This is a genomic window from uncultured Campylobacter sp., assembly GCF_937996225.1.
In the GTDB taxonomy this organism is placed as follows: Bacteria; Campylobacterota; Campylobacteria; order Campylobacterales; family Campylobacteraceae; genus Campylobacter_B.
In genome coordinates this window covers 61,705-74,638 of the sequence record NZ_CALKTC010000084.1, presented here as the reverse complement: position 1 = coordinate 74,638, position 12,934 = coordinate 61,705, and the positions used below count along the sequence as shown (strand labels likewise).

11 protein-coding genes are annotated in these 12,934 nt (G+C 48.9%); 6 read left to right on the top strand and 5 right to left on the bottom strand.

What is annotated here, in order from left to right:
* Positions 1-97 precede the first annotated feature (97 nt).
* Together Q0174_RS10715 and thiC are read right to left on the bottom strand one after the other, a co-directional pair.
* Positions 98-1,192 carry an Mrp/NBP35 family ATP-binding protein gene (locus tag Q0174_RS10715; protein WP_298043927.1) on the bottom strand — a complete coding sequence of 365 codons (1,095 nt, stop codon included), beginning with the start codon at positions 1,190-1,192 and terminating at the stop codon, positions 98-100.
* Entirely contained in the window at positions 1,189-2,496 is a 1,308-nt protein-coding gene (gene thiC / locus Q0174_RS10710; protein ID WP_298043926.1) for a phosphomethylpyrimidine synthase ThiC, read from the bottom strand. Before thiC ends, Q0174_RS10715 begins: the two co-directional genes overlap by 4 nt.
* Positions 2,497-2,713: 217 nt before the next feature.
* On the opposite strand from thiC, the gene ispF reads away from it, so the two are divergent.
* From ispF to Q0174_RS10685, 5 genes are all read left to right on the top strand, one after another.
* Positions 2,714-3,967, top strand: a complete 1,254-nt coding sequence (gene ispF, locus Q0174_RS10705; RefSeq protein WP_298043925.1) for a 2-C-methyl-D-erythritol 2,4-cyclodiphosphate synthase — start codon at positions 2,714-2,716, stop codon at positions 3,965-3,967.
* Complete coding sequence (locus tag Q0174_RS10700) at positions 3,964-4,827, top strand: hypothetical protein (protein WP_298043924.1); 864 nt, start codon at positions 3,964-3,966, stop codon at positions 4,825-4,827. The genes ispF and Q0174_RS10700 overlap by 4 nt, the downstream gene beginning before the upstream one ends.
* Positions 4,805-6,712 carry a hypothetical protein gene (locus Q0174_RS10695; protein ID WP_298043922.1) on the top strand — a complete coding sequence of 636 codons (1,908 nt, stop codon included), beginning with the start codon at positions 4,805-4,807 and terminating at the stop codon, positions 6,710-6,712. The genes Q0174_RS10700 and Q0174_RS10695 overlap by 23 nt, the downstream gene beginning before the upstream one ends.
* Before the next feature lie 718 nt (positions 6,713-7,430).
* Positions 7,431-7,967, top strand: coding sequence for a phosphatidylglycerophosphatase A (locus Q0174_RS10690; protein ID WP_298043920.1), 537 nt, complete (start codon positions 7,431-7,433; stop codon positions 7,965-7,967).
* 505 nt (positions 7,968-8,472) lie between these two features.
* Complete coding sequence (locus Q0174_RS10685; protein ID WP_298043918.1) at positions 8,473-9,180, top strand: alpha/beta hydrolase; 708 nt, start codon at positions 8,473-8,475, stop codon at positions 9,178-9,180.
* Between the two features lie 474 nt (positions 9,181-9,654).
* Here the strand turns inward: Q0174_RS10685 and Q0174_RS10680 are convergent, their stop codons facing one another.
* Genes Q0174_RS10680 through Q0174_RS10670 form a run of 3 tightly spaced genes read right to left on the bottom strand, consistent with a single transcriptional unit; the run spans position 9,655 to position 10,612 of the window.
* A complete protein-coding gene (locus tag Q0174_RS10680; RefSeq protein ID WP_177388005.1) occupies positions 9,655-10,122 on the bottom strand; it encodes a hypothetical protein in 468 nt (155 codons plus the stop codon).
* The gene (locus Q0174_RS10675; RefSeq protein ID WP_005871317.1) at positions 10,119-10,355 is read right to left on the bottom strand and encodes a hypothetical protein; all 237 of its coding nucleotides are present in this window, start codon (positions 10,353-10,355) and stop codon (positions 10,119-10,121) included. Before Q0174_RS10675 ends, Q0174_RS10680 begins: the two co-directional genes overlap by 4 nt.
* Positions 10,352-10,612 (bottom strand): hypothetical protein, encoded by a 261-nt coding sequence (locus Q0174_RS10670; protein WP_005871316.1) that lies wholly within the window; start codon positions 10,610-10,612, stop codon positions 10,352-10,354. The genes Q0174_RS10675 and Q0174_RS10670 overlap by 4 nt, the downstream gene beginning before the upstream one ends.
* A 69-nt stretch (positions 10,613-10,681) precedes the next feature.
* On the opposite strand from Q0174_RS10670, the gene uvrB reads away from it, so the two are divergent.
* Positions 10,682-12,658, top strand: coding sequence for an excinuclease ABC subunit UvrB (gene uvrB, locus Q0174_RS10665; protein ID WP_298043917.1), 1,977 nt, complete (start codon positions 10,682-10,684; stop codon positions 12,656-12,658).
* Positions 12,659-12,934: the final 276 nt, after the last annotated feature.

The window sequence follows — 12,934 nt, the reverse complement described above, 5'->3', positions numbered from 1 at the left end:
GCGTAAAATTCCAAATTATGAAATTCCGCGTTGAATTTCAATCTGCAAAATTCAAGAGAAATTCCGCGCGAAATTTGACGCTGTGCCCGCCAAAGCCCTAATTCGAGCAGGCGCTCTTGCCGTCCATCACCGGCTGGATTGCGGAGTTATCCGCGAGCTCCTCGCGGTCGATCTTCTCGATCTTTTCCCACAGCTTGCGCGCGGCCTGCTCGTAGCGCTTTGCGCTCAAAGAATCTGGCGCATAGAAGCTTACCGGCTTACCGCTGTCGCCGCCCTCGCGGATAGCGATCTCGATCGGAATCTCGCCGATTACTTCGGTATTGTATCGCTGTGCCAGCTTTTGCGCGCCGCCGCGACCGAAGATGTCGTACTCTTTGCCGTTATCGGGGCAGATGAAGCCGCTCATATTCTCGATAAGACCTGCAATCGGGATGTGGAGCTTTTCGAACATATCAAGCCCGCGGGCGCTGTCGTCCAGTGCGACCGTCTGCGGCGTCGTAACGCACACGCCCGCCGTCACCGGCACGCTCTGAGCGAGCGTAAGCTGCGCATCGCCCGTACCCGGAGGCATATCCAAAAACAGCACGTCCAGATCGCTCCACGCCACGTCTTTTAGCAGCTGCTCGATCGCTTTCATTATCATAGAGCCACGCCAGATAAGGCTCGCGCCCTCCTCCATCAGCACGCCCATGCTCATCATCTCCACGCCGTGGCTTAAGATCGGCTTTAGCTTCTGCCCCACGACGCTTGCTTGCGTTTTGTCTTCGCCTAGCATTCGCGGCAGATTCGGTCCGTAGATATCGGCATCCAAAATCCCTACTCTCTTGCCGAGCTTTGCCGTGCTGATAGCTAAATTTAGCGTCGTCGTGCTCTTGCCTACACCGCCCTTGCCGCTGCTGATCATCACGAAATGCTTGATCTGCGGCGCGATATTTTTGCCACTGCGAGAGTTGCTCTTTTCCTCGGCGATCTTGGGCTGTTTGATTAAAATTTCTACGTCCGCGCCGAGCGCCTTTTGCACCGCCGATCTGAGCTCTGCTGCGATCTCCGGCTTGGCGCTGGGGATTTCGATCCCTACGAAAATTCTATCGCCGATCTCGACCTCTTTTACAAATCCAAAATCCACGATGCTTTTAGAAAAGCCCGGATAGATCACGCTTTTAAGCAAATTTAAGACTTCGTCTTTACTCATTCTTTCTCCTTATTTTCGGTTAAATTTCTACTGATTTTATATGCGCAAAATTTCGGCCCGCACATCGAGCAAAACTCCGCGCCCTTGTAAATTTCATCGCCCAGGCTCTCATCATGCAGCTCGCGCGCATGCGCAGGATCGAAGCTAAGCTCAAACTGCCTGTTCCAATCAAAATTATACCTCGCATCGCTCATCTCGTGATCACGCTCTATCGCGCCTGCTTTACCTAGCGCGACGTCTGCGGCGTGAGCGGCGATTTTGTGCGCGATGATGCCCTCTCTGACGTCTTTTGCATTGGGAAGGCCTAGATGCTCCTTGGGCGTTACGTAGCAGAGCATGCTGGCGCCGCAATACGCAGCCATAGTCCCGCCGATAGCCGAGCTGATGTGATCGTAGCCCGCGCCGATGTCGGTCGGAAGCGGCCCCAGCACGTAAAACGGCGCGTCGCGGCAGAGCTTGCGCTCTAGCTGCATATTAAGCTCGATCTCATTAAACGGGATATGTCCCGGCCCTTCGATCATCACCTGCACGTTTTTTTCATTCGCGCGCAGGGCTAGCTCGCCTAAAATTTCAAGCTCGCTAAGCTGCGCCCTATCGGTCGCGTCGTATAAGCAACCCGGGCGCAAGCCGTCGCCCAGAGATAGCGATACGTCGTAGGCGGCGCAGATATCGCAAATTTCATCAAACGCTTCGTAGAAGGGGTTTTGCTTATGAAATTTCATCATCCACGACGCTATCAGCGAGCCGCCTCTGCTTACGATACCCATCTTGCGACGGGACAGCAACGGCATAAACTCGAGCTTAAAGCCCGCGTGGATCGTGAAATAATCCACTCCCTGCCGCGCCTGCTTCTCGATCGTACTAAGAATAGCGCTCGTTTTTAAATTTTTAATATCGCCCAGCTCATGAATCATCTGATAGATCGGCACCGTGCCTATGGGTACGGGCGAGCGCTCGATTATCGCGGCGCGGATCTCGTCCAGATCGCCGCCCGTGCTTAGATCCATCACCGTATCGGCGCCGTACTTTAAGCAAGCTTCAAGCTTTTCCAGCTCGCCCTCAATATCGCTCGTCGTGCCCGAAGAGCCGATATTGGCGTTGATCTTGCACCGCAGCGCGCGCCCGATACCGACGGGCTTTAAGCTTTTGTGATTAACATTTGCGGGGATGATCGCTCTTCCTTGCGCGAGCAGATCGCACAAAGCCCGCACGTCCATGCGCTCGCTTTGCGCGACCTCTCCCATCTGCGGCGTCGGCTCACCTCTTTTTGCAAAATAGATCTGTGATACGCAGCTTTCGGTCATTTTCGCCTCGTTTCTTAAAAATGCGCGTATAATATAACAAATTTCATTAATCCTTACTTTTCTTTTGCCGTTTATTTTCGTAACGTAGGATGAAATTTTACCGCCGCACCGCGTAAATTTACACCTAAGCTTAAGATAATTTAGAGTGCAAGCCGCAATTAATTTTGCTTTCATTTTTAATACGTATAATTTCGTAACAAAATTTCAAGGATAAAATTTGAAAGATATATCGCTGATTTTGCTCGCCGCGGGCGATTCGAGCAGGTTTGAGCTGAGCGTCAAAAAGCAGTGGCTGCGCGTGGGAGAGCTGCCGCTTTGGCAATACGTCGCGCAGAGCATTGCGCGGGCGCACCCATTTAAAAAAATCATAATCGCCGTAAACGAGGAGGACGTGAGCTATTGCGAGCGCCTCTATGCGTGCAGCTTGGCCTCGGCGCGCGGCAAAAGCGCGGAGTGCGACACGAGCGAGCATAAATTTCAAAGCGAGCGAGGCGGGATCGAATGCAACGCGTATGAATGCGGCTCTGCAAATTTAAAATTTCACTTCGTCCCGGGCGGCGCAAATCGCCAAAGCTCGCTAAAAAACGCGCTACGGCTCGTAGAGAGCGAGCTCGTGCTCGTAAGCGACGTAGCACGCGCGCAAATTTCGCCAGAGCTAATCTCCTCGCTGATACGAAATTTAGGAGGCGCAGACTGCATCAGCCCATATCTTGGCGTAAACGACACGACCTATCTCGGCGAGGACGTAGTAAAGCGGGAGGAGCTGCGCCTCATCCAAACGCCGCAGCTTTCGCGCACGGCGCTACTTAAAAAGGCGCTTGAGGGAAGCGAAATTTTTACCGACGACAGCACGGCGATCGGCAGCGCGGGCGGACGGTTGGAATTTATAAAAGGCGAAGCGGGCGCGCTTAAGATCACGCGCGCAAGAGATCTGGCGGCGCTAAATTTAAAACCATGCTCGCGCGATATTTTTTGCGGTACGGGTTACGACGTACACGCGCTTGAAAAAGGCGCGGGCATCGTGCTCGGCGGCGTGCAAATTCCATGCGAGTTCGCGCTGATCGCGCACAGCGACGGCGACGTAGCAATCCATGCCCTAATCGACGCTATTTGCGGCGCAGCGATGCTGGGAGACATCGGCGAGCTTTTCCCCGACAGCGATGCTCAATTTAAAGGCGCGGACAGCAAGGAGCTGTTACGAAATGTAATGCGGCGCGTCAGAGACTACGGCTACGAGCTCGTAAATGCCGATATTACGATCATCGCACAACGCCCGAAGATCGGAGCCCACAAAGCGCAGATGCAAGAGGCTTTGAGCGAAATTTTAAACTGTGCCCGCGTCAATGTCAAAGCGACCACGACCGAAGGGCTGGGATTTACGGGCAGAAGCGAAGGCATCGCCGCGCAGGCTGCGGTAAGCTTAAAATTTTACGACTGGCAAAAGCACGCAGCAAAGGCGCAGGACGTATGAAAATTTTAATAATCGAGAGCGAAAGCTATCTCGCCCAAAGTATCGCAAACAAGCTTGGCGCGCTGGGGCATGAATGCACTAACGCGGCGAGTTTAGCAGCCGCGGCGGGCCTTGCGGAGGAGTTTGAGGCGGTGCTACTCTCTACGAGCTGGAGCGGCGCGAGCTTTTATCCGCTGATCGAGCAATTTAGGCGCTCGATCATAATTTTGATGGTCGCCTACGTCGATAGCGAAACGGTGCTAAACCCCGTAAAAGCGGGCGCTACGGATTATATCCAAAAGCCTTTTATGATAGAGGAGCTCATAAAAAAGATCGAGCACTACGCGCAGTTTCGCTCGCTAAAATCGCAAAATGAAGCCTACGAAGCGTTGCTTAAAGAGATCTCTCTTTCGTGCGAAATACCGACCACGCGTTTAGCGCAGATAAAATTCCCGCTTCTTTTGCGCGGCGATGCGGCAGCGCGAGCTGCGACGGTATTTAAGATCGCACTCGCGCTAAAATCGCGCCTTAAAATTCTATCCGCGCAAAGCCCTGAGCCGCTAGAACGCGGCGCGGAGATTTTTTACGCACCAGATTTCGATAGCCTAAGCGGCGCACAGAAGGAAAAATTTCTAAGCAAAACCAAATCCATGCGTATAATCGCCGGATCCATCGGCGCGCAAAAGGGCTTTAACGACGAAATTACGCTTGGCAGCAACAAAGAACGCAGTGAAATTTTAAGTATCGAAGAATACGTAAAGCTCACGATCGTAGCGCACCAAGACGAGTATTTCGACTCCGATCTGGCGGCGGCACTTGGGATTTCGCGAAAATCGCTTTGGGAGAAAAGGAAAAAATATGGTATCGCAAGAAAAAAATAGCCGCGCGCATCCAGTACGGATCGCAGGCGAGATGGGATTTTCGCGCGATGCGGACAATTTGCACGAAATAAAACCGCTTGAAAGTGAAGGAATTTCAAATGGCACAAAAACTCTAAATGCTACAAGAGCTTCGAGCGATGCGGCGCTAAATTTAAAGGCAAAGCAAAATTTAAAAGCATCGCAGAACTCAAAAGCAAAGCGTGATTTAAAAACGATGCGGAATTTAAAAATGTCAAAGACGAGCAATGCCAGAAAAGACGAGGCGCGAGCTAAGGGCGCGGCAAGAAATTTAAAAGCAGAGCAAGCCGGAAGCGAGAGCAAAGGCGCAAATAATAGCGCAACGCAAATCCGCAAGATAGTGATCTCGCGCTCCGACCTAAATGTCCTGAGCCTGCTCGCAAACGGCGCTTTCGGCAAGAACTGCGAGCTACTGCGCCCAAGCAAGCTAAGCGTATGTGGCATAAATTTCGTTTTTTCCTGCGCGGACGCAAAAAAGGGCGATATTTTAGAGCTTTATCTTAGCAAGGACGGCATAGCCGAACGCGCCAAAAATTCGCTTAGCGGCGAAAGTGGTGCGTATTTGCTAGCTAAAGAATCGCGCAACTTGCAGGATGGAGTTTCTGCCGCGGCGCAAAACGAGCAGAGCTTTGCGAAAAGCGGCACGGATTTTGCGCGCACTGCAAGTGCGCAAAGCGCTATAAACGCCACAAGCGAGGGCTTAGACCATATAGAAAGCCTTGCTGCGTGCCATGATCAAACTTTTACTCGCAGCACAGATGTAAAATCTGCAAACAACGCCGCTTTGGATTCGGAGAAAAGCTCCAGTGAAAAATCTGCGGTAAATTCCGCGCAGAGCTTTGCCGAAAATTCCGCACTCAATCGCGTTTGCAGCGCAGATGCAAAATCCGTAGCAAATTCGGCGGGAAATTTTATCTCAAATTCCACCGAAAATTTCATCAAAAATTCCGCTGCAAATCCCGCCTATTGTGAGCTTGTCGCGCGCATAGACGTTAGCGACGTTTATGCCCCAAGCGCAAGCGAGGTCGTAGACTCGGTGTTTCAAAACGCATACGCAGAGCAAACTGCGGTGCAGGGGCGCATCACGCTGCTAAAAAATGGTCTTGCAGAGCAAATCGCGCGCATAAAAAAAGTCGCAAGCTCGCTTGCCGCGCCTAAAATTTCAGCGTTTTTTACCTGCGCCGATCCGATCCACCGCGTGCATGAGCGGCTGATTAGGCATATGATCGATAAGGCGGATTTCGTGGTGATTTTTTTAACCGGTACGAACAGTGCGGATGCCCTACCCTACGAGCTACGCAAAAAAACGCTAAGCTATTTGCTGCAAAATTTTTTGGTTGCGCAACGCGCCATGATGATCGATCTGGGCTCGCTTGCGATTTTTGACGGCAAGCCCGCCCTACAGTGCACGATTGCGAAAAATTTAGGTATAAACAAAATAATTTTTGGGCAAAATCACGCAAATATGGAGCTATTTTTCGAAGGTGGCGGCGTGCATTCGGTGCTAGACGAGTATCAAAAGCGCGGCGAAATCGAGATTTTGCTGATGCCCGAATACGTCTATTGCGAGAAGTGTAAGGTGCTAGTAAGCACGAAAAACTGCCCTCACGGCGCTCACCATCACGTGCATTACCGCACGCAAAATCTAAAAGCACTGCTGCGCGCGGGGATTTTGCCACCCGCGATTTTTATGCGTAAAGAGATCTCGGCGATGATTTTAAGCGAGCTCTTTCCCGCGCGGTTTTCAGATCTGCAAAAGCTCTACGACGAGCTTTTTCCAAACAGCGGGATCTTACAGAGCCACGGCGAGAGCGAGTTTTACGAGCAGCTGATGCAGCTGTATCAAACCAGCGCGCTAAAGACGTAGCGTTTGAGGGCGCAACGCAAAAATGACGTGGAATTTGCGGCATCTAGGCAAAAGGTAAAATTTCGCGGCGTTAGAATTTACGGCGGCTAGACGTAAAGTAAAATTTCATAGTGCAGAAAGAAAGGACTGCGCGGAATTTTGTAGAATAAAGAGCGGCGAATGCAGATTTGGCATAAAATTTTGCGGTACAATGAAACTAAATTGTTGGAGCATTAGCAGCGGTACGATAAAACGAGCTTTAAATTTTAAAGTCTTGGCTTCGTAGAAAATTTATAACGGCGCAGTAAAATTTTGCGGCGAAGCGGATTTAAAATTTTAAGGTGCGATGGATATGTAAAGCAGTACGGCAAATCTAAATTTTAAGTTTTCGACAAGCGAACCTAAAATTTTAAAATTAAGCAGTTGCTGCGAGTTACAGCGCAAAACTCGGATGCAGCGCAACGACTGCTCGCCCACGCAAAATGCCGTGTGTTTGCGGACGGGTTTGAAATCTCCACGCAGGCGAGCAAAATTTTAAAATTTTTACGCAAATGAGTAGAATTTTAAAATTCCTACGTTAGTGAGCAAAATTTTGTGGAGAGCGGATAAAATTAATTTCGTGTAGGCGGACAAATTAATTCTACATGCACGAACGAAATTTAAAATTTTCGCACGCGAGCAGATGCTCTAATTAAAATAAGCGGTAAAATTTTAAAAAGCAAAATTTAAAAGGACAATTATGGATAAAATTTTCGTTACATTTTTCGGCGCAGGGCTGCTAAAGCCTGCGCCCGGCACCTGGGGCAGCATCGCAGGCTGGATAGTGGGGCTGGTGGTCTTGATGCTGGCGGGCGAGGTGACGCTGTTTTTGTGCGCCGGTCTCGTTTTTTTCGTCTCGCTTAAGATCGTAAGCGATTACGAAAGGCGGGTAGGCGCACACGATAACAGCGAGATCGTCATCGACGAGGTCGTGGGGGTGTGGATCGCGATGTGCGTCGCCGCGCCCGCGGGCGAGATCTTTTCGCTGCCGCTACGAGAGCTGATCGCGGGCTTTGAGAGCAGCAGGATATCGATCCTTTCGATGATTTTGGCGCTGCTGTTTTTCAGGGCGTTTGACATCCGCAAACCCTCGATCATCGGGCGCGTGGATCGCGACGTAAAGGGCGGGCTCGGCGTGATGCTAGATGACGTGCTGGCGGGCTTTTTCGCGGGGCTTGGGGTTTTGATAGTTATCTCTTTAGGGGTCAAGCTCGGCGCCGCGGGATTGATTTTTTAAGCTTTTAAGGCGCGATTGTAGCGAACACGGCGCGATTGCGGGCGCTATCGAGCACCGAAATTTTAAAAACCGCATCTTAAGCGGGGCTTATGAAATTAGTGCAAATTTTAACTTCTAAGGCGTGAGTCCGCTTGGAATTTAAAATTTAAGCGGTATTTATTCGCGCAGCCTGCAAATAAAGCAGGCGTAAAATTTTAAAATTTTGCACGAGTCGCGATAAAATTTGCGTGAGCTTAAATTTTAAATTTCTCAGCTTGCAGAAATCTAAGACATAAAAATTTAATTGCGCTGCAAGAATAAAAATTATGCCACCTGAAATTTCATGCGGCTAAATTTTAAAACAAAGCGGCAGGCGCAGCTCGCGCGTAAAATTTTAAAATTTATCGCTAATCGCAGACAGTCTAGCAGGGCGTGCTATTAAATTTTTAGCAATATTTATTACTCAAGTTTGCGACGTTGCCGCAAAATGCGGGTAAGCGGCGCAAAAAATTTAAAGGAACGAAAAATGCAAAAGAGCACGATCGAGATACGTGGCATTCCCGCCGCCGTTTGGGGGAGCTGCTCGAAAAAAGTTTATATCTACGCTCACGGGCAAGGCGGAAGCAAAGATGATGCGGAGCTTTTGGCTTCCGTCGTTTGTGAGCAAGGCTGGCAGGTAATTAGCTTTGACCTGCCCGGTCACGGACAGAGGCGGCACGAGCCCGCTTCTTGCGATCCGCGACGCGCTATTTTTGAATTTCGCGAAATTTTATCGTATGCAAAGAAGCGTTGGGAAGAAATCGCGCTGTTTGCCGTTAGCATAGGAGCCTGGTTCAGCCTGCAAAGCTTCCGCGATGAAAAATTTAGCGACTGCCTCTTCGTCTCGCCGATACTTGATATGAAATGCGTTATTTCAAATATAATGCGTAGGGCTGGCATCAGCCAGGAGCGATTGAAGCAAGAGCGGATGATTTTGACTCATGTCGGGCAACCGCTTTTTTGGGAATATTGGAGTTTTGTTTTGAATAATCCGATCACTAAGTGGGAAACGCCCAGTAGAATTCTATACGCAGAAAACGACGATATGACCCCTCTTTACATCGCTAAAAATTTTACGCAACAATTTGATTGCACCTTAAGCATTATGAAAAACGGCGAGCATTGGTTCCATACACCGCAGCAGCTAGATTATTTGCGCAAATGGATCAAATCGGCGGTTGAGAATCGGCGATAAAATTCTATGAGAGATTTTAAAACTCGCGCCCAAGCCCGCGCCGATAAAATTCCGCGCGTTTTCGGGGTACAAATTTCATAAATTTAAGATGATCTTGATATTTTGCTTTAATACGCTTGTTTTATAAGGCGCTTTTCGTAAATCTCAGCTCGCATCGCGTCACGGCGAGGGGCATAGCTTCAAAGCACCCATCTCATAAATTTAACCGCAATAGCATAAATCATGACCGATATGAATTACAAACTAAAATATGATTAAAATTTAGCCGATAAGCTGTCAATATAAATGTAAAAATGCCAATTTTAAAGCTAAATTTTAAAAAATACCTATAAAGATGAATTCTTGAAATATTAGCATGTTTTTGGCACGAGGTGCGAGCCAATGACAGCTTATCGCACTTCACTAGCACTATCGCGCTTTTGCTACACGGACGCTTTACGAATCCATAGCAGTCGCGCGATTAAATTTTAAAAATTATTTGCCTATCCTAAAGCCATTTAACTTCATATAAGTCGTATCTTTATGAAATGCTTCGCATCGCTCCCTGTTGCGATTGATATTCGAGGTCTCGAAAAAATATCCATCACTATCTTGACGTAAGGTGATCGTCGCGCAAAAGATCATATCGTTTTTGAGTTTCGGTCCTACGCCGTAATCAAAGGATTGATTTAAAGTGACGGTTTTTTCTAGATCACTATCACTAAACTGTCTGGAGCCCGTCATGCTCTTTAGCTCGCGAAAATTTCCTTGATTTAAGTAGTCGCGTTGTATATCTTTAAATACGCCTTCAAGCTCGACTGCATAAGCTTTTACTAAAACCTCATCCTTAGCACCGCTTAATTTAGGATATATTATTTTTACTATCACGAAGATTATAATAGCTAAAAATATTATCCCGCTTACGCCGCCGCCTACTGCCGCACCTTTTCTCATTTTCATCATTTTACTCCTTCGTCGATGTCCTTTACCAAGGCATCTATTTTTTTGTTCAGCATAAAATTTTCATAGCTTTTTTGGATATAGGCTTCAAGTAGTTCGCCCGCATCCAGATGATCGCTGCCACGAGTTAAAATCCGCCAGTCTCTGCCGAAGACCTTTGCAAAGTCATCATCCAGGCTTATCGCGTATTTTTTCGTCAAAGACTTACTCGTCAGCTGAACGGAAATTTCTTTCATTTCTCGCCTAAATTATCGCCTGCCAAAATATCGTCGATCTGCTTGCTTAGATCCTCATCACTCATCTTGCGATACGCCAGATCGTTTTCAAGCGTGCCAAGCTGCATTCCCAAAGCCTCGTTTTGCGCCTTGACCGTCGCTAGCTCAGTGCGTAGCTTTTCATTCTCGTCTCTAGCCTCGGTGTATCGTCTAATCAGCTCAGCTACTTTATTGCTTAAGCCCTCGACCTTTTTCTCTTCGTCAAAGATTGATTCCATTATTTCGCCTTTTCTGATATAATTTAAATGAAAATATTACCCAATTTTGGCTTTAAAAAAGGAAAAATTTTGCAAAATTTTAAAATCGAGAGCAAATTCTCCCCAAGCGAGGATCAAGAAAAAGCGATCGAAGGCATCGTCGCGGGCTTTCAAAGCGGTAACAAATACCAAACTCTTCTCGGAGTCACCGGCTCGGGTAAAACATTTACCATGGCAAATATTATTAAGAGGCTTGGAATTCCGGCGCTCGTAATGACGCATAATAAATCTCTCGCGGCGCAGCTTTATAGCGAATTTAAGGGCTTTTTCCCGCAAAACCACGTCGAGTATTTCATCAGCTACTACGATTATTATCAGCCCGAGGCCTACATCCCCAGGCAGGATCTTTTCATCGAAAAGGACAGCGACGTAAACCAAGAGCTCGAGCGCTTGCGACTAAGCGCCACGGCGAGCCTGCTAAGCTTCGACGATGTCATCACAGTAGCGTCGGTTTCGGCAAACTACGGCCTGGGCGATCCCGCCGAATACAAAGGCATGGTGCTGTTTTTTGAGATCGGATCAAAATTTAGCACTAAATTTTTACTTCGCAAGCTCGTCGATATGGGCTACAAACGCAACGACGACTTTTTTGATCGCGGAAATTTTCGCGTAAACGGCGACGTGATCGACATCTACCCTGCGTATTTTAACGACGAGGCGTTTAGGATCGAATTTTTCGGCGACGAGATAGAGGCGATGTATCATCTGGACGTGCTCGAAAATAAAAAGACGCAGAGCGTCAAAAAATTTATTCTCTACCCGACGAGCCAGTTCATCGTGGGCGAGCAGCGCTTGAAATCGACGATCAAAGGGATCGAGGATGAGCTTGAGCAGAGGCTGAAATTTTTCGAGGATGCGGGCAAGCTCGTAGAGGCGCAGCGGCTGAAAGGGCGAGTAGAATTTGACCTTGAGATGCTGGGCGCTACGGGGATGTGCAAGGGGATCGAAAACTACGCGCGCTATCTGACCGGCCAAAAGCCGGGCGAAACGCCCTATTCGCTCTTTGATTACTACGAGAGCAAGGGCAAGGACTACCTCGTCATCGTCGATGAAAGCCACGTGAGCTTGCCGCAGTTTCGCGGGATGTTCGCAGGAGATCGCAGCCGTAAGGAGACGCTCGTGCAGTACGGCTTCCGCCTGCCGTCAGCACTTGATAACCGCCCGCTGATGTTTGATGAGTTTATCAATAAAAAGGCTAAATTCCTATTCGTCTCCGCAACACCTAATGATTACGAGCTGGATCTTAGCCGCGGAGCCGTATATGAGCAGATATTGCGCCCGACGGGACTACTCGATCCGCAGATTATCTTAAAAGACAGCGACAACCAGGTCGAAATTTTACACGATATGGCAAAGGAGGTCATCGCGCGCGGCGAACGGATATTAGTAACCGTGCTAACCAAAAAGATGGCGGAGGAGCTGAGCAAATACTATTTGGAGCTTGGTCTTAAGGTCAAATATATGCACTCGGACATCGACGCAATCGAGCGCAACGAGCTCATCCGCGGCCTACGCAGCGGCGAATACGATATGCTAATCGGTATAAATTTGCTCCGCGAGGGGCTCGATCTGCCCGAAGTAAGCCTTATCGCGATCATGGATGCCGAGAAGGAGGGCTTTTTGCGCTCGCGCACGAGCCTCATTCAGACGATGGGGCGAGCCGCGCGAAACGTGAACGGGCAGGTCGTAATGTTTTGCAAAAAGATCACCGCCTCGATGCAAGAGGCGATCGACATCACCCAAAAGCGCCGTAAATTTCAAGATGAATACAATCGCGCTCACGGCATAACGCCGCATTCTGCGAGCCGCAATATCGAAGAGAGCCTAAAGATCGAGGACGGCACCGAAATTTTAAGAAAGGGCGCCAATTTAGAGAAGATGCCTGCCGCCGAGCGCGCCAAGATCGTAAAGGAGCTTCGCAAGCAGATGCTCGACGCCGCGGCCGCGCTGGAGTTTGAAAAGGCCGCTGCGCTGCGCGATGAGATCGCAAAGCTTAGGAAGCTGTAAGCTACAAGGCTCAAAACGTCGTGAAATTTCGTCGCGGAATTTGCGCGTTAAATTCCACCTGGCGGAGCGTGAAATTTGCAGGCGCAACACAGAGCAGAATTCACGCGCCAAATGCCGTCTCAGGCAGAGCATTAAATTTGCGCGATCTGCGCGTTAAATGCCGCAAAATAGAGCGTAAATTTGGGCGTGAAATTCTGCGAGGCGAGTTTTAAAATTTGTTCGTTAAATTTTAGGATGGTTTACGCGCGAAATTTATATATCGATTTTCTCGCTAAA

Bases quoted from the DNA above. Each gene is read 5' to 3' on its own strand.
- Q0174_RS10715 (WP_298043927.1), bottom strand. From the start codon at position 1,192: ATGAGTAAAGACGAAGTCTTAAATTTGCTTAAAAGCGTGATCTATCCG.
- thiC (WP_298043926.1), bottom strand. From the start codon at position 2,496: ATGACCGAAAGCTGCGTATCACAGATCTATTTTGCAAAAAGAGGTGAG.
- Q0174_RS10700 (WP_298043924.1), top strand. From the start codon at position 3,964: ATGAAAATTTTAATAATCGAGAGCGAAAGCTATCTCGCCCAAAGTATC.
- Q0174_RS10695 (WP_298043922.1), top strand. From the start codon at position 4,805: ATGGTATCGCAAGAAAAAAATAGCCGCGCGCATCCAGTACGGATCGCA.
- Q0174_RS10690 (WP_298043920.1), top strand. From the start codon at position 7,431: ATGGATAAAATTTTCGTTACATTTTTCGGCGCAGGGCTGCTAAAGCCT.
- Q0174_RS10685 (WP_298043918.1), top strand. From the start codon at position 8,473: ATGCAAAAGAGCACGATCGAGATACGTGGCATTCCCGCCGCCGTTTGG.
- Q0174_RS10680 (WP_177388005.1), bottom strand. From the start codon at position 10,122: ATGATGAAAATGAGAAAAGGTGCGGCAGTAGGCGGCGGCGTAAGCGGG.
- Q0174_RS10675 (WP_005871317.1), bottom strand. From the start codon at position 10,355: ATGAAAGAAATTTCCGTTCAGCTGACGAGTAAGTCTTTGACGAAAAAA.
- Q0174_RS10670 (WP_005871316.1), bottom strand. From the start codon at position 10,612: ATGGAATCAATCTTTGACGAAGAGAAAAAGGTCGAGGGCTTAAGCAAT.